This is a genomic window from Photobacterium swingsii (assembly GCF_024346715.1).
Taxonomy (GTDB): Bacteria; Pseudomonadota; Gammaproteobacteria; order Enterobacterales; family Vibrionaceae; genus Photobacterium; species Photobacterium swingsii.
The window spans coordinates 1,986,281-2,010,610 of the sequence record NZ_AP024852.1 but is presented as its reverse complement, the minus strand read 5'-3'; the positions used below and the strand labels follow the sequence as shown (position 1 = coordinate 2,010,610).

24 protein-coding genes are annotated in these 24,330 nt (G+C 42.0%); 17 read left to right on the top strand and 7 right to left on the bottom strand.

All coding sequences use genetic code 11. The features are described from left to right. Nucleotides 1-22 precede the first annotated feature (22 nt). Entirely contained in the window at nucleotides 23-691 is a 669-nt protein-coding gene (locus OCU77_RS09425) for a protein kinase domain-containing protein (RefSeq protein ID WP_048898439.1), read from the top strand. A gap of 81 nt (nucleotides 692-772) precedes the next feature. On the opposite strand, the gene OCU77_RS09420 is transcribed toward OCU77_RS09425, so the two are convergent. The 3 genes from OCU77_RS09420 to OCU77_RS09410 all read right to left on the bottom strand — a co-directional run bounded on the left by OCU77_RS09420 (nucleotide 773) and on the right by OCU77_RS09410 (nucleotide 2,822). Next, nucleotides 773-1,360: a hypothetical protein gene (locus OCU77_RS09420; RefSeq protein WP_048898438.1), complete on the bottom strand. Its 588-nt coding sequence runs from the start codon at nucleotides 1,358-1,360 to the stop codon at nucleotides 773-775. Between the two features lie 257 nt (nucleotides 1,361-1,617). Next, on the bottom strand, nucleotides 1,618-2,250 hold the full coding sequence (locus OCU77_RS09415; RefSeq protein WP_048898436.1) for a TetR/AcrR family transcriptional regulator: 633 nt from the start codon (nucleotides 2,248-2,250) through the stop codon (nucleotides 1,618-1,620). 59 nt (nucleotides 2,251-2,309) lie between these two features. Next, a complete protein-coding gene (locus tag OCU77_RS09410; RefSeq protein ID WP_107302878.1) occupies nucleotides 2,310-2,822 on the bottom strand; it encodes a DUF2505 domain-containing protein in 513 nt (170 codons plus the stop codon). A gap of 521 nt (nucleotides 2,823-3,343) precedes the next feature. Between OCU77_RS09410 and OCU77_RS09405 the strand changes: the two genes are divergently transcribed. Beyond that, nucleotides 3,344-3,760 carry a hypothetical protein gene (locus tag OCU77_RS09405; protein ID WP_048898435.1) on the top strand — a complete coding sequence of 139 codons (417 nt, stop codon included), beginning with the start codon at nucleotides 3,344-3,346 and terminating at the stop codon, nucleotides 3,758-3,760. A 57-nt stretch (nucleotides 3,761-3,817) separates the two neighbouring features. On the opposite strand, the gene OCU77_RS09400 is transcribed toward OCU77_RS09405, so the two are convergent. Continuing rightward, nucleotides 3,818-4,231 (bottom strand): HMA2 domain-containing protein, encoded by a 414-nt coding sequence (locus tag OCU77_RS09400; protein ID WP_239685927.1) that lies wholly within the window; start codon nucleotides 4,229-4,231, stop codon nucleotides 3,818-3,820. A 94-nt stretch (nucleotides 4,232-4,325) separates the two neighbouring features. On the opposite strand from OCU77_RS09400, the gene OCU77_RS09395 reads away from it, so the two are divergent. The 7 genes from OCU77_RS09395 (at nucleotide 4,326) to OCU77_RS09365 (ending at nucleotide 9,323) form a co-directional block, all read left to right on the top strand. Then, nucleotides 4,326-4,646: a heavy-metal-associated domain-containing protein gene (locus OCU77_RS09395; protein WP_239685926.1), complete on the top strand. Its 321-nt coding sequence runs from the start codon at nucleotides 4,326-4,328 to the stop codon at nucleotides 4,644-4,646. A 12-nt stretch (nucleotides 4,647-4,658) separates the two neighbouring features. Then, nucleotides 4,659-5,486, top strand: a complete 828-nt coding sequence (locus OCU77_RS09390) for a YtxH domain-containing protein (protein WP_239685925.1) — start codon at nucleotides 4,659-4,661, stop codon at nucleotides 5,484-5,486. A gap of 3 nt (nucleotides 5,487-5,489) precedes the next feature. Further along, nucleotides 5,490-5,798 (top strand): magnetosome protein MamC, encoded by a 309-nt coding sequence (locus OCU77_RS09385; protein ID WP_048898434.1) that lies wholly within the window; start codon nucleotides 5,490-5,492, stop codon nucleotides 5,796-5,798. Continuing rightward, on the top strand, nucleotides 5,788-6,084 hold the full coding sequence (locus tag OCU77_RS09380) for a hypothetical protein (protein WP_048898433.1): 297 nt from the start codon (nucleotides 5,788-5,790) through the stop codon (nucleotides 6,082-6,084). The genes OCU77_RS09385 and OCU77_RS09380 overlap by 11 nt, the downstream gene beginning before the upstream one ends. Further along, nucleotides 6,081-8,141 (top strand): heavy metal translocating P-type ATPase, encoded by a 2,061-nt coding sequence (locus tag OCU77_RS09375; RefSeq protein WP_048898432.1) that lies wholly within the window; start codon nucleotides 6,081-6,083, stop codon nucleotides 8,139-8,141. The genes OCU77_RS09380 and OCU77_RS09375 overlap by 4 nt, the downstream gene beginning before the upstream one ends. A 326-nt stretch (nucleotides 8,142-8,467) precedes the next feature. Continuing rightward, nucleotides 8,468-8,890, top strand: a complete 423-nt coding sequence (locus OCU77_RS09370; RefSeq protein ID WP_048898431.1) for an organic hydroperoxide resistance protein — start codon at nucleotides 8,468-8,470, stop codon at nucleotides 8,888-8,890. Nucleotides 8,891-8,927: 37 nt separating this feature from the next. Continuing rightward, nucleotides 8,928-9,323: a DoxX family protein gene (locus tag OCU77_RS09365; protein WP_048898430.1), complete on the top strand. Its 396-nt coding sequence runs from the start codon at nucleotides 8,928-8,930 to the stop codon at nucleotides 9,321-9,323. A gap of 207 nt (nucleotides 9,324-9,530) precedes the next feature. On the opposite strand, the gene OCU77_RS09360 is transcribed toward OCU77_RS09365, so the two are convergent. After that, nucleotides 9,531-10,646: a M20 family metallopeptidase gene (locus tag OCU77_RS09360; RefSeq protein WP_107302877.1), complete on the bottom strand. Its 1,116-nt coding sequence runs from the start codon at nucleotides 10,644-10,646 to the stop codon at nucleotides 9,531-9,533. 182 nt (nucleotides 10,647-10,828) lie between these two features. On the opposite strand from OCU77_RS09360, the gene OCU77_RS09355 reads away from it, so the two are divergent. From OCU77_RS09355 to OCU77_RS09345, 3 genes are read left to right on the top strand one after another with little or no spacing between them, the layout of a single operon-like run. Continuing rightward, nucleotides 10,829-11,872, top strand: coding sequence for an ATP-grasp domain-containing protein (locus tag OCU77_RS09355; RefSeq protein ID WP_048898429.1), 1,044 nt, complete (start codon nucleotides 10,829-10,831; stop codon nucleotides 11,870-11,872). Next, nucleotides 11,869-13,362, top strand: coding sequence for an ATP-grasp domain-containing protein (locus OCU77_RS09350; RefSeq protein WP_048898428.1), 1,494 nt, complete (start codon nucleotides 11,869-11,871; stop codon nucleotides 13,360-13,362). The genes OCU77_RS09355 and OCU77_RS09350 overlap by 4 nt, the downstream gene beginning before the upstream one ends. A 6-nt stretch (nucleotides 13,363-13,368) precedes the next feature. Further along, complete coding sequence (locus OCU77_RS09345) at nucleotides 13,369-16,074, top strand: M14 family zinc carboxypeptidase (protein WP_261855986.1); 2,706 nt, start codon at nucleotides 13,369-13,371, stop codon at nucleotides 16,072-16,074. 169 nt (nucleotides 16,075-16,243) lie between these two features. On the opposite strand, the gene OCU77_RS09340 is transcribed toward OCU77_RS09345, so the two are convergent. Then, a complete protein-coding gene (locus tag OCU77_RS09340; protein WP_107302876.1) occupies nucleotides 16,244-17,014 on the bottom strand; it encodes an endonuclease III domain-containing protein in 771 nt (256 codons plus the stop codon). Nucleotides 17,015-17,510: 496 nt separating this feature from the next. On the opposite strand from OCU77_RS09340, the gene OCU77_RS09335 reads away from it, so the two are divergent. From OCU77_RS09335 to OCU77_RS09315, 5 genes are all read left to right on the top strand, one after another. Then, complete coding sequence (locus OCU77_RS09335; RefSeq protein ID WP_048898426.1) at nucleotides 17,511-19,328, top strand: RICIN domain-containing protein; 1,818 nt, start codon at nucleotides 17,511-17,513, stop codon at nucleotides 19,326-19,328. Nucleotides 19,329-19,631: 303 nt separating this feature from the next. Then, nucleotides 19,632-20,621 (top strand): oxygen-dependent tRNA uridine(34) hydroxylase TrhO, encoded by a 990-nt coding sequence (trhO, locus tag OCU77_RS09330; protein ID WP_048898425.1) that lies wholly within the window; start codon nucleotides 19,632-19,634, stop codon nucleotides 20,619-20,621. Between the two features lie 204 nt (nucleotides 20,622-20,825). Then, nucleotides 20,826-21,659 (top strand): AraC family transcriptional regulator, encoded by an 834-nt coding sequence (locus OCU77_RS09325; RefSeq protein ID WP_048898424.1) that lies wholly within the window; start codon nucleotides 20,826-20,828, stop codon nucleotides 21,657-21,659. Between the two features lie 81 nt (nucleotides 21,660-21,740). Then, entirely contained in the window at nucleotides 21,741-22,517 is a 777-nt protein-coding gene (locus OCU77_RS09320) for an AzlC family ABC transporter permease (RefSeq protein WP_048898423.1), read from the top strand. After that, nucleotides 22,514-22,831 carry an AzlD domain-containing protein gene (locus OCU77_RS09315; RefSeq protein ID WP_048898422.1) on the top strand — a complete coding sequence of 106 codons (318 nt, stop codon included), beginning with the start codon at nucleotides 22,514-22,516 and terminating at the stop codon, nucleotides 22,829-22,831. Before OCU77_RS09320 ends, OCU77_RS09315 begins: the two co-directional genes overlap by 4 nt. A 118-nt stretch (nucleotides 22,832-22,949) precedes the next feature. Here OCU77_RS09315 and OCU77_RS09310 read toward each other — a convergent pair whose 3' ends face one another. Further along, on the bottom strand, nucleotides 22,950-24,233 hold the full coding sequence (locus OCU77_RS09310) for a sensor histidine kinase (RefSeq protein WP_048898421.1): 1,284 nt from the start codon (nucleotides 24,231-24,233) through the stop codon (nucleotides 22,950-22,952). Nucleotides 24,234-24,330: the final 97 nt, after the last annotated feature.

The following is a 24,330-nucleotide window of genomic DNA, read 5'->3' as shown; positions in this document are numbered from 1 at the left end:
TTGGCATGGTAAAGGTAGATATATGAAGGTCGCATTTCAGGACTCACATTCATACTCTGCACGAGTTATGCGTCCGCTAACAGAACGCTTTGAGCTGATCAAAACGCTTTCGAATAAGGTATGGCTTGCGCATGATCGCCAAGCCGACTTTAAACCTGTTGTGATTAAGCAGGGAGATGGCGATCAACTTGAACGCGAATGGTGCTGCTTGAATCAGTGCCGTTCGCACTATTTTCGTCAGCCTGTGGAATGGTTGGAGGATGAGCAGCTATTAATCCTTGAATATATAGAAGGTGACTCGCTACTGAGTTTAGAGCAAGATCAAGCCACGCTATTTCTAAGTTTGATGCCTCAAATCGTGCGAGCGATAAGGTGTATCCATCAACAAGGTTGGGTACATGGTGATATTAAACCCTCAAATGTATTACTGGATAAAGAATGCCAAACTATCACTATTATAGATTTTGGTGCAGCTTTACCGATGAATACAGTGGTTAATACACAGTCGAGTATACAGCTCACCTTGGGGTTTTGTACTCAATCTCGAACGTATGGGCATCACCGTGTCTCAGAAAAAGATGACTGGTACTCGCTTCAACAGTGGTTACTTCAATTAAAATCTGTGGGTTTGCCTATAAAGGATGTTAAGCAAGTCGATAAATGGTTAGCTTGGTTGCACACTATGATCTGACTTTATATTTCATAAAACGGATAAAGGCTGTGATGAAGGATCACAGCCTTTTTTATTGGATTGTCCCGTCCTGATATTCAGTTACAAGTAAGACTCTAAGTGACGAATAATGGTTTCTTGTTCGGCTTCGGTGGCTTTTAAAATCATATAGCCTGTGGGATCAAAATGAACAATTGCATGAATACTAATGATTTGAGAAAGGATATTGAGCATAGACCAGCTTGAAGGGCTGACACTAAATTGTAGATGGACTAGGCGTTCACCGGTGTAGCTAAGTGCACCATTGTTACGTTGGTTACAGAGTAGGGCATGACTGTCGTTTTCTACAAAAATCGCGTCAGCAGTCAGTTGAGAAAGTACAATAGGAAAGGCTTCTGGGTGACAGTACGAATTAATCACAAAGGCTTCATGTAAGCTTTTTGTTTGAAGTTCAATATCGTTGCCACGTACTTCAATGTCACCATAGAATCCATTAGAGAAAAGTTGAGCGATAAACTGCTCTAAAGCGATCGGATTTGAAAAGGAAATAAGCCACCAGTGCGCTCCTCTCGCGGGAAGAAAGCTTCTCTCTTTACTGCGAGCACTCATAAAAGTGGCAGTATGAGCCGTTAATGACGGAATGTAACTAGTGGATAAAATTGTTTTATCTATATTCTTGGTTGCAGTCATAATAAATTCCTTTTAAAGCTGCAAAGGTACAACATATGCTGCGTTGCATGTTATTGCACTTGCAATATGATGCAGCATCGTACCTTTTTATCGAAATTTATTTATTTATTCCACAAGAGAAAGTGATTGTATTTGCTATGTGGGCGAGGGATCACAGGATAAAGTCATTTAATCGCTACCAGTATGGCTTATATAAAGAAGGCTACCATGGTTATAGTAGCCTTATTATCTGGTGGGTACCTAAAAAGTAGACATCACTATTGGACTAATTCGTCAACTAAATCTTGGTGAGTATAAAAAGGCGATTTAGCATTTTCAGATAAGTATGGTTCTACCATTGAGATAAGACGTAATACACCCGCTCGAATCAGTTCATCTTCGCTTAACTTATCATGTAATAGTGTCTGATAATTCAACCAGTTTAAGCTAACTAACAACAAGTTATCAGCGATTAAAGGCTGGTTGCTCGCATCACAATCTAACATGCCCAAATCAGCTAAATGTGCGAGCATATCGCTGCTTAGCGTACGTAATTTTAAGACTAAGGTACGTATTTTGCGTTTGATTTGCGGACTCTGGCTGTTGAGGTTATCCAGGTTACGAAATAAGAAGCGATAATGTGTAAATAGCGCCATAATCGTATGTAAAAAAGGCCAATAATCATCAAAGTCAGTGACTTGGTCTTTATACTCATGGCTAATACGGGTCAGTGAATTGTGAAGCTCTTCCACTAGTGTTGAAATGATCTCGTCTTTACCACGAAAATGGTAATAGAGGTTGCCAGGGCTTATTCCCATCTCGGTTGCGATGATTAATGTGCTGACATTAGCCACGCCTTTTCGGTTGAAGAGGTCGAGACTAACGGCGAGAATCCGATCACGGGTTTTCATGGTTATTCCTTGTCTTGACAGTGTTTAATACACGCAATGTTTCATGAATGCCAGTTCAACTAGTTTGCTAGCTCCGGGGCTGCATTTAATAAAAATGCGTATTCATTTTGCATTTGCTGCTTAATGTCTTCACTAATGAATTTGACTAAGGTACTACCGATCAACGGCATCGCACTGCTGACTGACACAGTGACTTGATTGCGTGTTGCTACTTCACCGCCAGCTTTGGCTGGTTCGCTAAACAGCATAGTGCCAGTAATTTTTGCTGGCACACCAACAATCTCAACGCTCATCTTACAGAGTAAAGTTTCGTCATCTTGCCAATGCCAAGTCTCTGTTTGATTGATGGTGTTAAAACTGCCAAGAATACTTTTAAGCACAGCGGGTACATTAGCTGGTACATCACGTTGTGTTGCGATACTAAACCCGTCCTCGGTTTCTTTGATTGCAAGCACTTTGACATTTTTCGCAGCAAGCTGATTATATTTTTCAGCAATGAGTTCCTCTTCGCTAAAAAAGCGAAGTAGCGAGTCCAAGTCAATTTGATAATCGTGCGTAACTGAAATATCCATTTTCCTTCCTTTTACATCGTATAACTGGTCTGACAACTAAAAATTATTGTGCAACTAGCAGCATTTGAATTCAAAGAGAAAGACTGAAAAATCAGCCCTTGATCAATATTCCTTTTGAGTATTGGTCCGTTTGTCGCTACGGCTCACACTTAAATGAAATAGAGCTTTTATTCTAGGTTTGTTACATCAATGAAATAAAAGAGTAAGCTTGATGTTTTGTGATAGACACCACGAACAGGTTTAATTGTGAACTATATAATTTAATCACTTAAGTGTTGGGTTGCATATTTGTCGTCATTGAACTTAGCCTTAAGTAGATACTCAGCAGTAATGCGTTTGAGAAAAAGTCTTTCTTGAAATGATGTGGTGTCATGCTCCAGAGAAAGCGGAAAAGCCACCTGCTAGGCACAGGTGGCTTTTTATTTAACGGTCAAGTGTAATGAGACTGATTTTTATTTGTCTTTATCCGTTTTAAGTATTCTGGTATTTTGTAGTGTCTTTATTGGTTGGGCATAGAAACAGTGGATGCTAAAAAAGCACTAAAAAAACTGAAGAAGAAGGCGATTAAACATCCCACGCACTCTGCGATTCAGTTGATGAAGCTTGGGAAGTCTTTATCTGGCGGTATAAAAGTATCTGAAGGTGTTAAGCAGGAAGTAAAAGACATTTCTCATCAAGCATTGACGGATGCTGTCAGTGAATTGGCTACGCCCTTAAATCCTTTGTTATCTTGGTTTAACGAGGGGGGGAGTATTGCGATATCACCATCTTATGCTGGCGGTGGTCGTTCTGCGGTTAAGCGTTTAACGCCAATGCAGGCTAGTCCAAAAATAGCTTTAGCTCGTATGCCCTTAAAGTCACCACCATGTAAGCGATGCCCTGCAATGAATTCTGGGTTGTGTAAATGTGCCGTAAAGAAGTTTGATATTCGAGTTTAGGTGAATAGCTTAATGCTGAAATTTAATCGTTCTAACACCAATGACTGTGAGCTTAGCTCACAGGCTCATGATCACGCGGCTTACTGATGGGCCGACTAAGCGCTTTAAGGCCATCATGGCCATCCCTTTTGCAAACGTTTTGGTGCCTTTAGATACTGCATTTTCGATAAAAGATGGCTTATCAGCGCCTTGTGTCCAGCCATGACTTTCCAATGTTTCTAATAAGCTTTCACAATCAAGCTCTTTGTTATCAAAACTGATAGCGACAGAGCCTGCATAACGTTTGTGTTTGATCTGAGTGATAGCATCAATTTCTTCCAAGTTTTTTATCAGTTCTGCAACAGCTAGTGGATTTTGGTGAATATAGTCTGAACGGACACGTAAACGCTGTTCTGTTTTGTGAATATAAGTGTTCATATCATTACCAATAATGATGAAAATTAAGATGCGAATCATTTCTATTTGCAACAATATCACTCCCTTTGATTAAGCGCAAAAAAAATGTAGATAAAAAATTTAAATGGCTGAAAGTAAAAGCAATCCACTGCTGTGTAAGTATAATCAAATGATGAAAAAGCAAATAGATACAGCGCTTAAGTTGCGCCGATGGGTGACAATTGGTCACCATATTCCTGGGCGAGTTCGCCTGAAGTATAAACTGGGTGTACTTGCACACCTCGCGGCTTTTAATCGCAAAGATATAGAGCAAGCACTGCAAGAATTTCCTGCATTCAAGCAGTACAAAATTAACAATGCGACGGGTAGCTTGTTAATTGAATATGATGCAAACATCGTGCAGCCAAGTCTGATCGAGGCTTTGTTCGCTGAATCCGATCAGGATGCGGAACAAGCATGCTATGCATTGGCAGCTTGTTTAGAGCGATAACTGGAGTAATAAATGACTAAAAAAGAGAACGAAGGGCAGCCAACTGACCCTTATGCTCAATATGGCGAGCAGCCTGCATGGGATCAAACATTACCGCCGCCACCGCATTATCAAGGACACCCGTATTCAGGGTATCCGCATCCAGGCTATATGCACCCTGGCCATGCTCAACCGAGTTACCCTCACCAAGGACACCCTCATCATGCTGCGCATCATATGCCACCGCATGGTTATGGGTATCCACATGGTCATCCGCATGCATTTCCTCCTGGATACATGCACCCAGGTATGATGCCACCACCTATGATGGGGCAGATGCCACCAGAAATGATGCAAGCGCATATGGCGCATATGCAAGCAAGCATGATGCAGCCACAGTCGGAAGAAGCACAATCAGAACCCAATCCTTTATTTGATCAGGCTCAAGCAATGCTTGAAGGTGCATTAGGTGAAGAAGCGGGCATGTTTAAAGAAATTTTAGGGAGTTTTGGTATGAACGATAAAGAATTTTGGAAAGGCGCTATGGTTGGTGCGGCTGCAGCATTAATCCTAAGTAATGAAAATGTGCGTAAAGGTTTAATGGGCGCGATTTCTGGTGCTGGCAATATGCTAAAAACAGGTGGTGAAGCAGTAAAAGACACGGCAACGCAAACTGCGGCATCTGTCCAACAAAATGTTTCAGCGGGCAATGAAATTTTCCGTGATACTTATGCCGCGGGTAAAGAAGGCTTTAAAGAGTCTGTTGAGCGCCATCAGCAAGTTAAAACCGAGCAAGCAGAAGCACCAGTACCAGCACAGGAACTGGATGTTGATAATACTCAGAATGGTATTGAAAAGTAATTTATGAGTAATTCCACTGATAAGTTAAGCCCTGCCAGTCGCGCAATGATTGTTGGTGCCATCATTGGTGGGACTGCTTCTGCTGCACGGCAATGGAAAGGGCACCAAGCCCACACTATCGAGACTAACGAGATGGTGTCCAATGTTGTTAAAGACTCTTTGAAAGCAGGGTTAGCAGGCGGAGCTGCAACTTATGTAGCAGATAAGATGGCTGGCCGACCTTTACTCTCCATGTTAACTGTTCTGAGCACAGGTGCTGTTGGCATGTACATGATGGATCAATACGCGGGAAAAAATAACGATGAGCAATAATCACCCTTACTATGGCTACCCATATTATGGTGTGCAGCCACAGCAGAAACCTGTTGAAGCGCCATATAAAAAACAAAATACGAAAACACATTTTGTAATGGGTGTTGCGGCAGGCGCAGCGGTTGCTTATTTACTGTCGAACAAAAAATTTCAGCAAGGCGTAACGGCAACGGGTGAGAAAGCCTGGTCTGCTGTTCGTGGCGAAGTTGAAGAGTTGAAAGAACGCTTAGAAGATACTCAAGCAGAGCTTGAATACTACCGCAACCTTCATAAAGGTGAAGAATGATAGAGGTGCATGTACAGCATCGCTTTCCCGGTCGTATCCGTTTTAAAGTTAATGCATTAAAACAGTATCCAGATATTGGTGATTGGATAAAGCAAAGCTTGTTAGCAATTCAAGGTATCCATGAGGTGCGTGTCAATGAACATGCATGCTCGATTGTGATGCACTATGAGCCTTTATTGCTTGATTGCAAAACCCTCTCTGCCCGTATTGAAGCATTGAACTTTGATGAGGCAGAGCAAGCAGATTCAGAACATGAATTCACTCGTGGTGATGTGGCGCTTAATGTTATAGGTACACTATCAACCGCAATGCTGCCCAAACGTTGGGGGGCACTCGCGACTGCAACCTTGATTGCACCAACGATCGCTGAAGGTATTAATGAACTACGCGACAAGCGTGTTTCGGTTGAAGTGCTCGACGCGATTGCAGTTGGGCTTTCTGCATGGCGTGGTGACTACCGTACCGCAATGTTGACCCAAAGCTTGATTAGCTTGGGCGAATACATGGAGCAACGTACTAGCCGCAGCAGTGATCAGCTATTAGCTGACTTGATGAGCCCAAAAGAATCTTTGGTTTGGCGTATTACCGCAGAAGGTAAATCCAAGTGTAACTCGTCATCATTGGTGGAAGGCGACTTGATTGAGTTAATGCCGGGTGATGCTGTGCCAATTGATGGCAAAGTTGAATCGGGTACTGCGCTTGTTAATCAATCGACCTTGACTGGTGAGAGTGTACCTGTACGTCGTGAAGAAGGGGCTGCTGTTTATTCTGGCACCTCGATTCATGAAGGTAGCATTAAGGTTCGTGTTGAAAAAGTAGGTAGCGAAGCTACAACGGCAAAAATTGCTAAGCTGATCTATGATTCGCTCAGTGAGAAAAGTGAAATCCAGCAAGTCACGCAAGATATGGCAGATCGTCGTGTTAAAATTACGCTTGGCATTGGTGCTGCTGTTTTTGCATTAACTCAAGATGTGAACCGCTTAGCCTCGGTATTCTTGGTGGATTACTCCTGTGCCTTGAAGCTCAGCACGCCAGTTACTTTTAAATCGATAATGTATCGTGCAGCGCAAAATGGCATCTTGCTTAAAGGTGGCAGTGCGATAGAGAAACTGGTGAAAGTCGATACTTGCGTGTTTGATAAAACCGGTACGCTCACCTATGGCGATATGGAAGTAACAGATGTCGTTCCGCTTTGCTCTTCAAATACAGCCCGTGATCTACTGGCTATTGCTGCATCTGTAGAAGAGCACAGTAGTCATCCTTTATCACAAGCAATCGTTAATGCTGCCAAACATAATGAGTTGCCGCATATTGACCACGGTGAAGTGGAATATGTGATCGCCCATGGCCTACGTAGCACCTTGAATGAACACTGCTTGATCATGGGGAGCCGCCATTTTCTCGAATCACACGAGCAAGTGGAATTCGCAGAATATGAAGATGAAATATCTCACTTAGAACAGCAAGGTCGTCACCTGATCTTTATTTCTCACCAGAAAAAGCTGATCGGTATGATAGGTTTACGCGATCATTTGCGTGAAGATGTTGCGCAGACACTGCGTGAATTGCGTGAGTCTGGTATTAATGAATTGGTGATGATCTCTGGTGATCGTGCGTTTAAAGCACAAATGCTGGGTGATGAGCTACAACTTGATCGCGTTTTTGCTGAAGCAACACCAGAGAGTAAATCTGAGATTGTTGAAGCTTTGAAGCAGTCGGGTCGTACTGTGATGTTCGTGGGTGACGGTGTGAATGATGCGCCTGCATTAACCAAAGCTGATGTGGGCATTGCGATGTGCAAGGGCACAGAGTTGGCTCGCCAAGCTGCCGATGTAGTGTTACTGAAAGATACATTACATGGTGTCGCGCAAGCCCGTCAATTGGCGCAAGTAGCGATGTCGCTGGTAAACAGTAACATCAAACTCGCCGAGTACGTGAACAGTGGCATTATGTTTGCGGCGGCATTAGGTATGCTAAAACCAGCAGCCAGTGCTTTGCTCCATAATGGTACAACGTTAGCGATTCTTGCTCGCTCTTTAGCTGCAAAAAATGGCTAGAGCATTATCTCGAGTAATGGCATGAAATACCCAAAGCCCGGTTAATTATAAGCCGGGCTTTATTTATCAAGACAAACTATAAAGGACTAGTTATGTAAGTTTGCTAGTAACTTGTCACAGCTGGCTTTGAGTTGATTCCATTTCATTTAGTCTATGTTTATCAGTTGAATTCGCCATCTCAAACACCTTACTGGGAGTAGATTGCGCACAATATACTTGTGTTTTACCTTCTAATCGACTTATACTTACTACAAATAAATTGCGCGCAATTAAATTGTTAGCAATTAGATTGGCTTGTTATCGTATATAATTTAAAGGGCATCATCATGACGACACTGTACACAACGAAAGCAACGGCATCAGCAGGACGTAACGGTCAAGTAACTACAGACGACAACATGCTAGATCTAGCTCTCAGCTACCCGAAAGAAATGGGCGGAACAGGTGAAGCAACTAACCCTGAACAATTATTTGCTGCTGGTTATTCTGCGTGCTTTTCAAATGCGATTATTCACGTAGCACGTGAGATGAAAATCAAATTAACTCAGGCACCAGTGACTGCAGAAGTCGGCATAGGGCCAAATAACGCGGGTGGTTTTGCATTAACAGTAGTGCTGGCTGTCGTACTTGATCTAGAAGAGCAACAAGCGCAGCAATTAGTAAAAACAGCACATCAAGTTTGCCCGTATTCAAATGCAGTGAAAGGTAATATCGATGTAAAGCTATCAGTTAATGGTGTTGCACTGTAATTAGATGACTTGTATTCGTGTGATAAGGATAAATAACGTGAACACTCTATTATTGACTGCTGGCCGTGTACTTTTGGCATTGTATTTTTTAATTCCTGGCATTATGAAGTTCGTGTCGTGGGATATGCATATCCAATTAATGGAGAAGCATGACATGCCATTTGCTCCTGTGCTATTAGGGGTAGCGGGTGTCTTTCAAATTGGCGCTGCCGTTTTATTAATTGCTAACCGATTCACCTGGATAGTTGCACTATTACTGGCTGGATTAGTGCTTGTGATTAATGTGTCGTTGCATGATTTCTGGAATTACCTCGGTTTAGAGAAGGCGCATGAGATGCAAAACTTCATTAAGAACTTGGGTATTTTTGCTGGCTTGTTAGTGCTGTCTGGTCACTCAATGCCAGAATACTTAAAAGCAAATCGTAAAAAGTAAATTTGTCGTATCAGCGACATGGTATGTGAAATAAAAAAAGTCGTATGCGTGCAATGCGTAACGTAAAAGCCAGCAGGGATTACCTACTGGCTTCATAAAAAAGCGTCAACCTATTATAGGACTAGACAAAATCAACAGCGTGCTTACTAAATTAAGCAGAGGCCAAATCTCTACTTATTCGTAAACGTCCACTTTCGCTGAAAGCGGTTAGTCATCGGGATGGTGGCTGCGACTGTAATGATGAAAGATAGCAGTGACTTCATCAATGCGGCGTACAAAACTCTTTTTAGAAGCACGCTCAAATTCAGTATGATCACCATCACCGTAAGGGCCAAAGCCATCAAGGGTTGGCACGCCTTCACCCGCAGTGACATTGGCATCGCTTACGCCGCCACGCTGCTCTGTCTTGAGAGGGTAACCAATGATGGTCGATAGAATATCAATAAAACTTTGCTGGGCAGGTGAGGGTGTCATTACGTTACGCTGTAACCCGCCGGTGAGTTTTTCAGAAACGCCTTCTACACCGTGGAGTGGAATTAGCGATGGAATAGCACGAAGAATGCGCGCTTGTTCATCTGAGTGAGTGAACCGTGCTTCAACCATCAACTTAGCAAAAGGTGAAATGGTATTGGTGCTGGTTCCACCTTCCATTAACCCAACATTGACGGTTGTACCTTTGGCTAAGTGGGTGAGTTCAGTGAGCACAATCACTAACCTAGCGGCGGCAAGATTGGCATTTTTTCCTACCTCATAGTGGTTGCCGGCGTGCGCAGCAATACCTGTTAGCTCAATGCTATAAGTAGCCACCCCTTTCCTGCCATTAACCACTTCGTGATCTTCGCCCGCGGCTTCAAAATCTAGGCATGCATCGTACTGGCTTGCAATAGAGCGGGTGATAGCTTTGCTGTCATCGCTACCTGTTTCCTCGTCGCTGACTAACAGGAAGTCAATATTGGTGATGCATCCATTTTCTTTAAAGACATTGCGTAATGCTGTTAACGCAACAAAATTGCCGCCTTTCATATCACAGGTACCCGGCCCGTATATCCATTCCGCGTCTTCGGTAAACCCTTCAAATGTATTAGGTGGAAAAACAGTATCCATATGACCAAGCAAGAGCAACCGAGGTTTATTGGCTACAAATGGGCTGGTGAATAGTAGGTGATCACCTATCTGTTCACGAGGGTAGGCTGTCATTGTCATCCCGAGTGCTTCCAGCCACCCTTGCATTAACTCGCCATTGGCATCTACACCTGCTTTATTTTGGGTCCATGAGTTGATGTCTACCAAGGTTTTTAAATCCGTAAAATCGATACGCGTCACAGCTTGATTCCTTCTTTATGTAAATGCGATCAACGGGCTATTCGTCGATGAGAATTTCCACCTAGGTCACTGTTAAAAATTTTACGCAACACTATGATGTGCAACTATATTAATATCTATTTTGGAATGTTGAAATTCCCTTTTCGTATATTTTTGAAGTCGAGTGATTTAAGGAAAATGTTATGGCCACTCATCGTGTCGGTTTATGGATGTATCAAAATTCAGGTGGGACAGAAATTGAGCGAAAAATCGTCGCAAAGCTGAATGAGAGGAATATTGACGTCATTACAGGGTTGGATTTAAACGATGCTACTGCACATAACGGTAGTATTTTTTGTAAAGGCCAGGTGATGGAAGATTTGGATCTGTTTTTCTCGTATAACGCGGGGCAACAGGGACCATTTCAAATGTACTTATACCAAACGTTGAGCAGCATGATTCCCACAATTAACAATTATGCGGCGTTTGAGTTAACCGAAGATAAGTTCCGTACTGCCCATTTGCTTAAAACGCATCAGATCCCAACAGCGGATCATATTGTGTGTAATAAAAACAATATCGAACAAGTAAAAGAGCACTTGCGTTTTTGGCAGGGCAAAGCGATTTGCAAGCCTGTGAATGGCTGGGGCGGCAATGGGATCATCAAGCTTGAAAGTGAGCGTGATCTTGATCTATTGCTACCGTATATCACGATGCAAAACGCACCGCAGTTTTATATTGAGCGCGTAATTGAAAACGATTACACCGACTATCGAATCGATATTGTTGATGGGAAATACGTTGCTTGTTATGGCCGTAAAGCCGCCAAAGGAAGTTGGAAAACCAACATTACCAGTGGTGGCTGTGTTATGAAGCGCGAACCGACGCAAGAGGTGATCGACCTTGCGTTAAAAGCTGCCAATATTACGGGCTTAGAAGTTGCTGGGGTCGACATTATTTACGATATCGAGCATCAAGAATATGTGGTGCTTGAAGTCAATGGTATTCCTGCCTTTGCAACACCCGATCAAGAACAATTTGGACTCGACTTTAACAATACCAAAATAGATTACCTCTGCGATTTGATTGACCGGACAATTCGTCATCGTGTTGATCTCCCGACTGTATCTAGCGAAATAGGACTGGAGATAGAGAAACCTATCACTATGCCATCGGCTGTGAACGATATATTTAATGCTGATTTGACTGGAAGTGCGGCTGCTATTATTAAGGACAAAGCGTTATGAGTTTATTGAAACCACAATTGCCAAAAATTGGGATGCTTTACTTAGATCATGTCTTACGTTTTTTTGATCGCTCTAATTTCCAAGGGTGGCCAGATAAGATTGAACAAGTGATTTATCATTGGGGTAATGATAAGCAGCGTTTCATCAATGAAGTGAAGCAGAAGAAGATTGATGTGCTGATTGGTAATATCCCTGCAACGGCATACGAAACCTTTCGTGATATTGCAAGGGCTTTACCGGACGTCACTTTTATCCCTTCGCTAGATAGCCAGTTCAGTAATAAGTCGAAAGAAAATGTGACTCATTTTTGCGAAAAGTACCAACTGCCGATCCCCAAAACACACATTTTCTATCAGCCAGATGAAGCCTTGGCCTACTTGCGAGACGCTGAATACCCTAAGATTGTAAAACGCTCTTACGGTCCTTCAAACTATGGCGGCTATTTCGTTCATAAGGTTGATACTCTTGATGAAGCCGTTCGCTTGTTCTCAGAGCGCCGTTATTTTCCTGCCTATATTCAAGACTTTGTGCCTATGAAAGCGGATATTCGCGTGATGCTGGTGGGCCACCAGCCTGTCTGTGCGTTTTGGCGTCGACCACCTGAAGGGGAATGGTTAACCAATACGAGTCAAGGCGGCAGTATGGATTATCAAGATGTCCCACGCGAAGTTCTGGACTTAGCGGTGCGTGTATCAAAAGCGGCCCAAGCTGAATACTGGGCGTGCGACATTGCCGTGAGCACCAAAGATGAGTACACCATTTTAGAATGTGCCACCGCCTTTGCTGCTTTCCCGTATATCCGAGATTGGATCGGTCAATACTTAATGTGGCAACTCGCCCCTGAGCAATTTAATAAACCGTATTTTGCTGATCGTAATTGGGAAGAGTTGGGTAAAGTGGATTCATCGTTACTGCGTACTATGCGCCATATTCAATTTGGTCATGCGAGTGAATCAACGGATACCGGTGAATACGCACCGGCTGACGAGCATTATTCGTTGTTAAATACTTATCACGAACAGGCTGAAGAGTGGCCAAGTGAAGCATGGAACTTTCAAGATATGAACAAAGGAAAACTTAAACATTCATATTTTGGACAAACGATAGAGCAAGCTAAAAAGAACCCAATAGATGGGCGTGATTTGTCTGAACTTAACCTGTCAGAGTTTAACCTAGACACTGGGATTGAAGATCTTAGCCGCTTGAACAATTGTGTTGATGACATTCAAGGTGGCACCGATCCCCAAGATACAACGGATGACACGCAACAGGCTTTGGTTGTGGAGCCGCAACAATTAGTCAAATTTTTCATGTCGGTAAAAGGGATAGGTCACGGTTTAGCCACCGAGATTGTTGATACCTTAGGTGTCGATGGCACTTTACGTATTTTGAACGATCAGCCAGAACAGCTCATGACATTCCGAAATTTAAAGCAGAAAAAGCTGGATGCTATCCTCTGCCAGTGGCGTGAGTGTGAGCTTCTCAACTAGGGATAAATGATGAAAAAGCAATATTTGTCGTATCAAGACACTATAGACTTTCTCGCCCAAGCAATGGAAAAGCACCCGAACTTGATCCGCTTAGAAAGTATCGGTGAAACCCATGAAGGGCGTCCGATCATGATGGTGACAGTATCGCAAGATGTCGCCTATGCGGATCTGAAACCAGCACTGTTATATACGGGAACTATCCATGCAAGAGAATGGATTGGGATTGAGCTAGCGGTTAATTTTGTGCAGTACTTGTTAGATAACTACCCAAGTAACCCTGATGTAGTTGAAGCGCTAACTCGTAATACACTTTATATGGTGCCGTGTTTAAACCCAGATGGTTTTGAGTATTCACGCCAGCATTTTTCATTCTGGCGTAAAAATAGGCGAGATAATGGAGACGGTACTTTTGGGGTCGATCTAAATCGAAACTTTGGGATCAACTTTAAACGAACAACCAATACGCAATCTAATATTTACGGTGGCCCTGCTGCATTTTCTGAACCAGAAACTTCGGCCATTAAAGGGTTTGTTGAAAGCCATAGTAATATTCGGATCGCATTAGATTACCACTCCCAAGGCAACGTTTTTTTTCCTGCGCATAAATTTAATCATGAAGCCGAAATTGAAGGCACAGATCTCAATATTATGTGCGCCAACATGGCGAATGAAATCTATAAAGTGACGAAGCGCCAGTACGGTATTCATCGTGGGAAGCCACCTGCGAATTTGATTCACGGCAGTGGGCGAGAATATTACTATGATCGCGGCATTTTATCTTCTGTGGTCGAGGTGGGAAGTCGTAATATTCCAGATTACTTGATCAATATGTCGCAAAGTGTCGACGAAAACATTCCGGCTTTGTTGTATGCATTAAGCACGGCAATTAATTACTCGGATCTTGCCCCTAAACGCCCTGATAACTTTACCATCAAAGAGGTTTCATCCAATCAAGTGGTTTTGAGTTGGGATGACATAACAGATGATCGCCTGCATGAAGGCAATAGCAATGTTCCTTTATCAAATAATGATGAAGGGTGTTATTACCAAATCTACCGCAGTGAATCACCGAAATACCAGTGTACTCGTGAAAATCTTATTGCGATAACGTCACAAAATGAATACACAGACAAACAGTTAAAATCGGGGCATCGTTATTTTTATAACTTGCGCAAAGTGAACCGTATCAGTCGGATTAAATCGCCTTTTGCACCGGAAGTGAAAATTAAAACGAGCTTAGAAAAAGATGAGTTTGCGTTCACTTTATTCCCAAACCCAGAACAAATTGGCTATGTCGGCGAGCTGACTCAAGCTAATAACCGCGAGCACTTTGGCTACAATTCACTCTTTATTGGCGTGAATAAAACCAAAGGGGTGTGTTATGGCGTGATCGATTTTAATCTCGACCGATTACCTGATGATGCCATTATCAAAGATGCTGTATTTTCGCTATATCCCATGAATCGTGTTGGCGCCAAAATTGAAAATTATGGCGAATGGTCAGTGTCTATTCTGAATCCAGATGATATTTGCGACATTACCAATTTTGATGAGATTCGATCTGCGACGCCATTGCAAACACTAGGCAATGCCATCGACTCGGATCAACTTACTCAAGGGATCTGGAAAGATTGGCGCTTTAGTGCATTAGAGAAACGGCTAATCGAAGAGCAATTGGTGAAAGGACGTTTATTGTTACGTATTCAAGGGCCTGACACTTTGCCTCTTTGTAACGATTCGCAGATGATGCAATTTGATATTGGCTACGGGCGCTTTGGTGGCGGGATCCATTACCGACCAACGCTAGATCTGATCTATACCCGCAAACCTTATCAAGTGGCACTGAGCGCGACGGATTGCCATACCATAGAGCAAGAAGCGCATTACCCTGCAGAGCTGCGCTCTGGCTTTGATTACCAAGGTGAAACCGTGTTTGGTCAGGTTGGCTTTTCGCTATCGTGTATTAGCAATAATACAGACATTGCGATAACCCAAGCTTACTTTGAAATTGAAAGTGGATCGCTGGTGGGAGTTGAACAACCTATGCGTTTCACTGTTGAAATGGCCGAGCTTGATAGTCTTGATTATTACAGCGTGAAGCACAGAGAGAAAATTGAGTTTATTGGCTATGAAGTGAGTAGCGAGGATTTGGCGAAAGCACCACGTCAGCGCTTTATGTTCGACAGTTCTGCACGGCAATACTTAGAGCAACTTCATGCGGATGGTAAGCATGTCACATTGATCATTCGCGCTACATCAGCTTCGCGTCAAAGAGAAGCTATTATCGATTGGCATGGTTTGGAAGGTGAGCACAGACCACAACTGGTGATTGATTACATTCAACGTCGTCATCAAGCATTGGATGTGCCGCAAAACCTAGAAGCTCAGCTGCAAGATGGGGCGGTAAAACTCACCTGGGATAATCCGGACCATCCAGACTTTGTTGGTGCGTATGTGGTACGTAATAGCTTCCATCCACCACGAACACCTTTAGATGGCGTGAAGCTGTATGCGGGCAAAGATAGCTATACCTTTGACCGGTTCGGCAATGCAAACATTCCTAAATACTACTCGGTGTTTAGTTATGACAATGTGCCTAATTACTCTGTCCCTGCGATGATCAAGTTCAGTACTGACGAAGTAACGCCTATCGTCTGTGATGAATTTGAACCGCAAGATGAAGCCGAAAAACGTTATCGGGACGGAGATTAGCCCACAGTGCTCAAAGAATAAGTATAGATAGCATTTACTTCGTTATTGTTGGTTGGCCCTTCATTAAGATGGCTTTCTTTCCGGTGGGTATAATCGGCGATTTTCGAAAATGATAGCAAAAGGCTTCTGTAGGGAAGCCTTTTTTATTTGGAATAAAGTAAGGTTGAGTCTATTTCTTTTGATCAAGAAATATTGGTTTAGACGTATCGGCTAAATGCGATTGCCCAGTTACACAGGTCAATCTAAGAGGGCAGTGCTGGCACTTAGGTTTGGGGTTACAAAAGGCTTGTCCATGGTCGACCATCAAGCCGTGGTACAAAGCATAGCGAGCCGTATCAAGAGGAATAGCTTGCTCCATTAAATCGTGAAATCGTTCATAGCTTTTAGGAACAGTAAGGCCATTTCTCTCAAAGATACGACGCGTATAAGCATCAATAACAAAAGATGGCTTACCAATCGCATACACTAAAATAACGTCTGCAGTTTCGCCACCAATCCCTTTCACGCTTAATAACTCTTTGCGCAGAGTTACTTTATCTTGTGCACGCACTTTGTTGATATCGTATTGGTAACCCTTAAACCAAGCCGTCATCGATTTTAGCTTAATGGCTTTTTGATTGTAGTAACCACTGGATCGAATGGTTTGTGCTAATTCCTCTAATGACATGGCTGCGATATGTTGCGGGAATTTATTCTCAGCTAGATTACTCAGCGCTTTATCGGCATTCTTCCAGTTCGTATTTTGCACCAAGATAGAAGCTAGCATGATTTCGTACGGGTTATCGTTCGGCCACCAAACATAATCACCATAGTGCTGCACCAAGGTGTCAAAGATACTTTGGATGAATGTGAGTTGGTCTACGGGCTTTGTTAGCTGTTGTTGAGAGTGCTGTATCAAGACTAACCTTAGAGCTAACGTCAGTAAAAAGGATGATTGCATTCCATAATTCTAGCTGACAGGCTCAAAACGGAGCAGTTCGTCGTTACAGAAATAGCGCTAAGTTTATAGGAATGATGAAGTGGATATTTACCTTCAGGGAAATAGTTATTTTAAAGGTCAGTATTTATAAATATTTAAAGAGGGATGATATGATTATAAAATCACTAAAGTTGTACCGTATAGTAATAACGTAATATGTTATTTATAAAGTATCGTATCATTGGGTAAAAACATCATAGTGATTTCGGGTTAAATAAATTGGATTAAAAGTAGATAAGATATTTTACTTTAAAGTTACTAATACAAAATAATTGTGCTTGAACAGCAAAGGACAATTGGTATAAGTCATCTGCATTAAAATAGCAAACGTTTGGTATTTGATTTATTGCACATCAATAAAAACTTTTATAAAGATAAATTTATAACTGTGATACTAATAAAATTGTGATGTTCAACTGATGCATCATATTAAATATTATTTATTATGGAAACCAAAATGAAAACTGTAATGGCGTTAGGCTCTTTTAGCTTGCTGTTTGCTTCGAGCTCATTTGCACAAAATATGAGTAATGAAGAAATTCAGTCAATTCTCACTGGTGCAATCTCATATGATGAAAGGTGCTTTGTTGATCTTTCAAACCAAGATGAGAAACCTATTCCGATCGGTTGTGACCAATATATTTTTATCAATTCTTCCACAGTGGATGTACAAAAAAGAAAAGAGAAAACTGCTCACTTGATTGGTGTTGGCTTTGAACATCCTTATGTACTTATCAAAAACCCTTATAGTCAAACTGAAAGTGTAATTAGCTTATTTGATGAGATAAAACCGGATAAGCTTCTCTCTGAAATCGATAAACCGCTACAAAGCCATACTTCTTCCAACACAGCTTCGCATCGCAGGTACGCGCGCTCTGTAAATATGAGCGGTAATAGCTCACAACAAAACATGGTAACAACGAAATATGTGAGAGAAGAAATCCCTTTTTCAAATACAGAGCGTTTCAATGGTAGTCAGAAAGCAGTATTTGAATATAAGCTGGATTTTTTTTCACGTTATCCATTCTTTCACCAATTTGGCCAAATTTCCCCTGACAATAAGAAGTTCGTGAGAGTGAGCTTAGTGAAGAGTCCTGGTGTTAACTTTCATGCGACAGGTGAGTGGCCTCGGAGTTGGACTCAGGATGGTTACGCCGCGCATCAGTCGCGTTATTACTCTTACCCTGATTATCTCGACCAAGTTTCAATCAGTACCTCTCTACAAGATAGTGATATTGAGCTCTATGACTTTGTGCCGAAAAATACCGATAAGAACCTTTCTAAGTTCAGTAAAACCTCAACTGTCGATATTAATATAGGCATTAGTATCCCTAAGGTACCTATTAAGTCTGTAGGTGTGAAAACATCAGAGACGGTGACTTACGAAAATGGTGACTACATGGGGTTTGATGTAAGTAATGGAACTCAGTCATTTAATATCACTTATCGTAATAAACGTTACGGTTCTCATATTACGGATTACAAGGGGTATTGTAACCTGTTGAAGAATACAGAAAACTGGTGCTGGAATTACGCGAGTAGCTCCTACGATGATCCTCTTGATTTAAGTAAATTGGAAGGAACACCATATTCAAATGGTTTTGTGCCCGTTTTCTCTTCAACATATGCCAGCCCATATTATAAAACTGGGCTATCAACGCTGAACATAAAGGCCACTGTGACAGGGATGAATGTCCTCGGGTATAGCTATTGGGCTGCTGGACGGCTTTATTACCATGGTTCACAAGCTGGTTACAATCCATATGATAAAAAGTTCAGATTACATCAATATAGTAAATCTACTCAATTTACTGTTGATTGGAACAGTTCAATATTCTCTGGTGCTCAACCTGTAACATTATCGTCCTTAAAAGGATCAGACCGTCAATCACAATGCTTGACGGTAAAACCGGATAATTTCGTTTCGCTTTCCGATTGTAAAAAAGAAGATACACGCCAGCTTTTCTATTATACGCCGAATAATAAAAAGTATGTGTATGCTAAAGACATTAATAAGTGTTTATCAACTCAGCAGGAGCAATTGTCGATTGCAGATTGTTCACGCACGACGAATAACAATAACCTTATTTGGCAGTGGTACGATGAAACTCGTAACTTCTCCCTCTTGTATACTCAAGGTATTAATGGTTTGAAAGTACTTCAACCTACGGAAGACGGTAGTCAGATTAATGTTTCACAAATAGAGTCAGCGGAGGCAGCATCAAATGATAATTTATTTGACTCTCGTCTTGGTGATTTTAATGTAGGCGGTTAACTGAATTAACTGTTGGTTTGGAACAATTTGGGTCAGGTGTGTGTTGCTTCGGTAGAGTTATTCTTTACTAAATAACATAGCCTGACCCATGTTAGTTTAGTGCTAAAGTTATGGTTGTTAATATACTGACTCAGTGCTTATTACTTATCTTTAGATTACTAACCCTTGCAATTTGTAATGCTATATAGCCCTGTTTTTTGTTGGTTTTTGTCCTCGCTATGCTTCGTTATACTTCGTGTGATTTTAATAAGTCTGTAAAAGACCCGCACTGGATTTACGTTCCAGCCCGCAGAAGGATAAAACATGTCTCAATATGTTGTATGTGCACTCTATAAATTTGTCATGCTTAACGATTATAAAGCTATTCGGCAGCCACTCACGGATCTTCTAGAAGCAAATAACATTCGCGGTACTTTGCTACTGGCAAGTGAAGGTATCAACGGAACGGTTGCAGGTAAGCGATCATCAATTGATGCCTTGCTGCAATGGTTTAAGCAAGATACTCGTCTTGCCGATGTTGTTTACAAAGAGTCGTTCACTAAAGAGCTGCCTTTTAATCGGACTAAAGTAAAACTAAAAAAAGAAATTGTGACCATGGGTGTAGAGGGGATCGATCCTCTTAACCTTGTAGGGACATACGTTAAGCCAAGCGATTGGAACGATCTGATATCTGATCCAGAAGTGCTACTGGTTGATACGCGTAATGATTACGAAGTGGATATTGGTACCTTTAAGAATGCGGTGAATCCCAATACAGAAACATTCCGCGAATTTCCACAATATGTCGCAGAGAATTTAGATCCAACCAAGCATAAGAAAGTCGCTATGTTCTGCACTGGTGGTATTCGTTGTGAAAAATCAACAGCCTATTTGAAAGAACAAGGCTTCGATGAAGTGTACCACTTAGAAGGCGGTATTCTTAAGTACCTTGAAGAAGTCCCACAAGAAGAAAGTATGTGGGAAGGGGATTGCTACGTCTTTGATGGGCGTGTGGCGGTTAATCACCAGCTAGAACGCAGTGATTATGATGTGTGTAATGCTTGTCGCTTACCGATCACCCGTGCTGATCAAGCGTCTGAATATTTTGAAAAAGGGGTGAGCTGCCCTAAATGTGTTGATAAGCACAGTGATGAGCAAAAAGCCCGTTTTCGTGAGCGAGAAAAACAAGTGCAGTTGTCTATCGCACGTGGAGAAGTTCATGTTGGTGGTGATGCTGCGCAATTAATAGAGCAACGTAAAAAAGCAAAACTGGCAATGAAAGCGCAACAGCGTTCAGGCCAAAAAATGAAATAGTAGGGTTTCAGCTCTTATTCGTCTTAGGGTAAGAGCTTATTCTTTTAATATTAATGGAGGAGACTAACGTTACTTGCTTGTGTAGGTGTTTATTTGGTTCGATATTTGTCTGTAAAGCGCAATTTTGTACAAAAATATCTGTGAGGTGTACGCTAGACTGAAGCTGAAACATTGCGTTGAACTTAGAGAAATAATCGAGATTGAATGGCTAACAAGAAAAGCAGTAAAGAAAGAGCTGACTATAAGATCACTGATGAACTGGGTGGTCTTGAAATTCTTGATGCCGAATACGAAAAGCAGAACTTTTCACGCCATAGTCATGAGGGCTATACCATAGGGGTGATTGAAACGGGGGCGCAGCGTTTTTATCGCACAGGCGGACATCATGTAGCGCCGCAAGATACCATTATTCTAGTGAATGCCGATGAAGTGCATAGTGGCCATTCAGCGACAGAAGGCGGCTGGGCGTACCGCGCTATGTATCCGCTCCCACAGCAATTAGAGCAGCTAACGAAAGACCTTTATTTGCCTAACTATGGTGCGCCATATTTCCCGAATGCCGTTATTTCCGATCCTGAATTAGCGAATCAACTCCGCCTTGTTTTCAATACGTTAGAAAATTCAGATAACCGGTTATTAAGAGAGACCTTGATTTACGGCGCCTTGGTTAAGTTAATGGGCAAGCATGGTAAATCAAGGCTTTATCCCAATTTTGAAACTAAGGCACAGAAACAGCTGTTACTGGTAAAAGAGTTTCTGGATGATTATCCCCAAGCGGATGTGTCATTAGATGACTTGGCTAAATTGGCAGCAATTAGCCCTTACCATTTGGTGCGATCTTTCCAAAAAGAGTTCGGTCTCCCTCCTCATGCATACCAAATCCAGTCGCGATTACGATTCGCCAGAAAATTGCTAAAGCAGGGCCATAGCATTTCAGATACAGCGCAGGAATGCGGTTTTCACGATCAAAGTCATTTTCACCGTCATTTTAAAAAAGCCAATGGTTATACACCTGGCCAGTATATAAAAAGGCGCTGAGCAAGTTTGTACAATCGTAAATTACCCGCAAAAACTAGATTGAAGAAAGTGATGAATAAAATGAAACAATAAGGTGAAGTCGTGGTTCAAAACAACACCAAAAGAAACAAGCAATCTAGAGAGAGAAAATCACCATTCTGGCAAGGTGTAGTAGCGGTATTACCGTTGAGTATTGCGGTGATCCCTTGGGGGATTTTAGCGGGCTCATACGCTATTGATGCAGGGTTATCTGGTGTCGAAGCACAGGCGATGTCAGCGGTACTGTTTGCAGGCTCGGCACAATTAGTGGCTGCGGGGATGTTTAAAGCCGGTGTAGGCATAGGCACTATGTTGGTCACGACGTTTTTCATTACTTCGCGCCATTTTTTATATAGCGTGTCTATGAGAGGCAAGATCAGTAATCTTCCAATGCGGTGGCGTTTAATTTTAGGGTTTTGGCTTACTGACGAGCTGTTTGCTGTGTGTGGTGGGCAACCTGATAAAGCCTTTAACCCTTGGTTCGCCGCGGGGGCGGGTGGCTCGTTTTACCTAATATGGAATCTGGCGAGTTTTGTAGGCATTGTCGCGGGTAGTCAGTTTCCTTCTTTGAATGAGGTGGGGTTGGAATTTGCGGTTGCCGCGACCTTTATTGCATTGGTTATTCCGCAAATAAAATCGATACCGCTTTTAGCCTCTGTCGGTGCCTCTTTAGTTGTATCTGTGCTTTTAACACTTATGCAGGTTGATGCTGCCTTAATGATTGCATCGATATTTGGAATGGTAACCGGGTATATGTGCGAGACGTTACTAAATGGAAATGAGCACCAAACTTCTTCTAAGAAACGCGTTGAGACGCAATCAGATGGAGAACAGAAATGATAATGTTATCGATACTTGCAATGACGGCTATCGTGTTTTTTAGCCGTTATGTTTTCCTTGAGCCGCGAGTACCATTAAAGCTAAATAAACATGCTCTAAGGTTACTGAGCTATTCTAGCCCTGCAATTTTAACGGCTATTTGGGCGCCGATTATTTTCCTTCCTAAGGGGGAATTGTCTGTGAGTTTAACCAACCCTTATTTACTTGCAGCGGTAATCACAGCTTTATTGGTCTGGAAAACCAGTAATGTGTTGTTATCTATTATTCTGAGCATGGGGGCTTTTTTGTTTTTTAATCTCTATCTGCTTCGTTGAGCATCGCTATTAAAACCTATTACTAACCAACCTCTTGGAAACCCAACAGTGAGGAAACGCCAGAGGGTTGGTTAGTGTTTTCATTTCGCGCAATTTACTGAACGAAACGTGATGGCTCTTACGCTTTTCGCTTCGTTGTGGTGAATATGACTTCAACAGTACAGGCATCGTGGACCACATCTTGTTGATAATGCCAGCCTTGGTTAGTGCATATCTGTTTTACCAATTTAATGCCTAAACCAAAACCATCACTTTTCTCTCCAGTTAATAACTCCCCCCAATTGACTATGGTTAGGGTTTCTTGCTCAAGTTTTATCAAAATATGACCACTATCTGTGTGTTGCATGGCGTTGCGGATCAAGTTAGCAATGATGATGCGTATCATCACTTTGGGTAGTGATTGCGTGACAGACGAGAGCGCTAATTCTACTGTCACATCTTTGCCACCCAACAAGTATTGGTGTTCTTCTACTAATTCTTCTGTTAAATGGCTGAGGTTGAAGGTTTCAATCTTGGGTTGATAGTCTTTATTTCGAGTTAACCAGAGTAGGGTTTCTGTTAAATGGCTCATGGTTAGTCCCGCACGGTTAATACGATCTAACGGCTTCTGGCAAGCTGGTGGCGCATCGTGCCACATGTGCTCCATTAAGGATGCATTACTTAAAATGACGGCAATCGGTGTTCTCAGTTCATGGCTTGCATGCTGAAGGAATTGAGATTCTCGGCTTAAGGTTTTTTCGATGTTTTGTAGGTTAGTGTGAATTTTTTCAGCCAGCTCATCGAGCTCGCGAAAACCAAAAGCAGGTACAGGGTCTGCGATGGTTTTTAATGTTAATTGCTGTGCCCACTGGTGAAGTTTACTGACAGGGCGGGCAATGTATTGTGCTAATGAAAATCCGATGAGCATAAAGGTTAAAATAGCCACAATAGCAACGGACCCTATAGAAGGCATTTTTGATTCAACCATGATCCTTTCAAATTCAGTTACAAGGAACTGATCATCGAAGACATTGACAATAAAGTACATCTCACCGTTGGCTGACTTTGCAGGATGGATGAAGTAAGCCGCTTCAGGGTAGTCATACCATGCATCTTTCACTTCAAAACTATAGTGATCTTGAGTGGAGAAATCCTCTGGCGCGTAATTTGATTTTATGACGTCAGGCAACGATTGGTAGTTAGGGTAAAGATCGGTATCAATAACATCCAGCTTAGATTCGACTGTTTCGTAGCCTTGAATATTGATCAACTTCTCGATATGGATAGCGTTCATTGCTAGCGAATTATCTAATCCCCATAAGTAAAAGCTTCTAGCCAGCAGTGAATAGCCAAGGATAAGAATAAGGATAGTGCTGATGATAAAGGTTAAAACAATGCGTAATAAACTTTGGTTAATTTTCATATGGCTACTTAAAAATCCTTATAAGAATGGGTTTGGTTAAGTCAATATGGCTGAAGTTATGCTTAACCTGTAATTTTGGAAATAAAAACCTTTAAAA

Bases quoted from the DNA above. Each gene is read 5' to 3' on its own strand.
- OCU77_RS09425 (WP_048898439.1), top strand. From the start codon at position 23: ATGAAGGTCGCATTTCAGGACTCACATTCATACTCTGCACGAGTTATG.
- OCU77_RS09420 (WP_048898438.1), bottom strand. From the start codon at position 1,360: ATGACTGCAACCAAGAATATAGATAAAACAATTTTATCCACTAGTTAC.
- OCU77_RS09415 (WP_048898436.1), bottom strand. From the start codon at position 2,250: ATGAAAACCCGTGATCGGATTCTCGCCGTTAGTCTCGACCTCTTCAAC.
- OCU77_RS09410 (WP_107302878.1), bottom strand. From the start codon at position 2,822: ATGGATATTTCAGTTACGCACGATTATCAAATTGACTTGGACTCGCTA.
- OCU77_RS09395 (WP_239685926.1), top strand. From the start codon at position 4,326: ATGATGAAAAAGCAAATAGATACAGCGCTTAAGTTGCGCCGATGGGTG.
- OCU77_RS09390 (WP_239685925.1), top strand. From the start codon at position 4,659: ATGACTAAAAAAGAGAACGAAGGGCAGCCAACTGACCCTTATGCTCAA.
- OCU77_RS09385 (WP_048898434.1), top strand. From the start codon at position 5,490: ATGAGTAATTCCACTGATAAGTTAAGCCCTGCCAGTCGCGCAATGATT.
- OCU77_RS09380 (WP_048898433.1), top strand. From the start codon at position 5,788: ATGAGCAATAATCACCCTTACTATGGCTACCCATATTATGGTGTGCAG.
- OCU77_RS09375 (WP_048898432.1), top strand. From the start codon at position 6,081: ATGATAGAGGTGCATGTACAGCATCGCTTTCCCGGTCGTATCCGTTTT.
- OCU77_RS09370 (WP_048898431.1), top strand. From the start codon at position 8,468: ATGACGACACTGTACACAACGAAAGCAACGGCATCAGCAGGACGTAAC.
- OCU77_RS09355 (WP_048898429.1), top strand. From the start codon at position 10,829: ATGGCCACTCATCGTGTCGGTTTATGGATGTATCAAAATTCAGGTGGG.
- OCU77_RS09350 (WP_048898428.1), top strand. From the start codon at position 11,869: ATGAGTTTATTGAAACCACAATTGCCAAAAATTGGGATGCTTTACTTA.
- OCU77_RS09345 (WP_261855986.1), top strand. From the start codon at position 13,369: ATGATGAAAAAGCAATATTTGTCGTATCAAGACACTATAGACTTTCTC.
- OCU77_RS09340 (WP_107302876.1), bottom strand. From the start codon at position 17,014: ATGCAATCATCCTTTTTACTGACGTTAGCTCTAAGGTTAGTCTTGATA.
- OCU77_RS09335 (WP_048898426.1), top strand. From the start codon at position 17,511: ATGAAAACTGTAATGGCGTTAGGCTCTTTTAGCTTGCTGTTTGCTTCG.
- trhO (WP_048898425.1), top strand. From the start codon at position 19,632: ATGTCTCAATATGTTGTATGTGCACTCTATAAATTTGTCATGCTTAAC.
- OCU77_RS09325 (WP_048898424.1), top strand. From the start codon at position 20,826: ATGGCTAACAAGAAAAGCAGTAAAGAAAGAGCTGACTATAAGATCACT.
- OCU77_RS09315 (WP_048898422.1), top strand. From the start codon at position 22,514: ATGATAATGTTATCGATACTTGCAATGACGGCTATCGTGTTTTTTAGC.
- OCU77_RS09310 (WP_048898421.1), bottom strand. From the start codon at position 24,233: ATGAAAATTAACCAAAGTTTATTACGCATTGTTTTAACCTTTATCATC.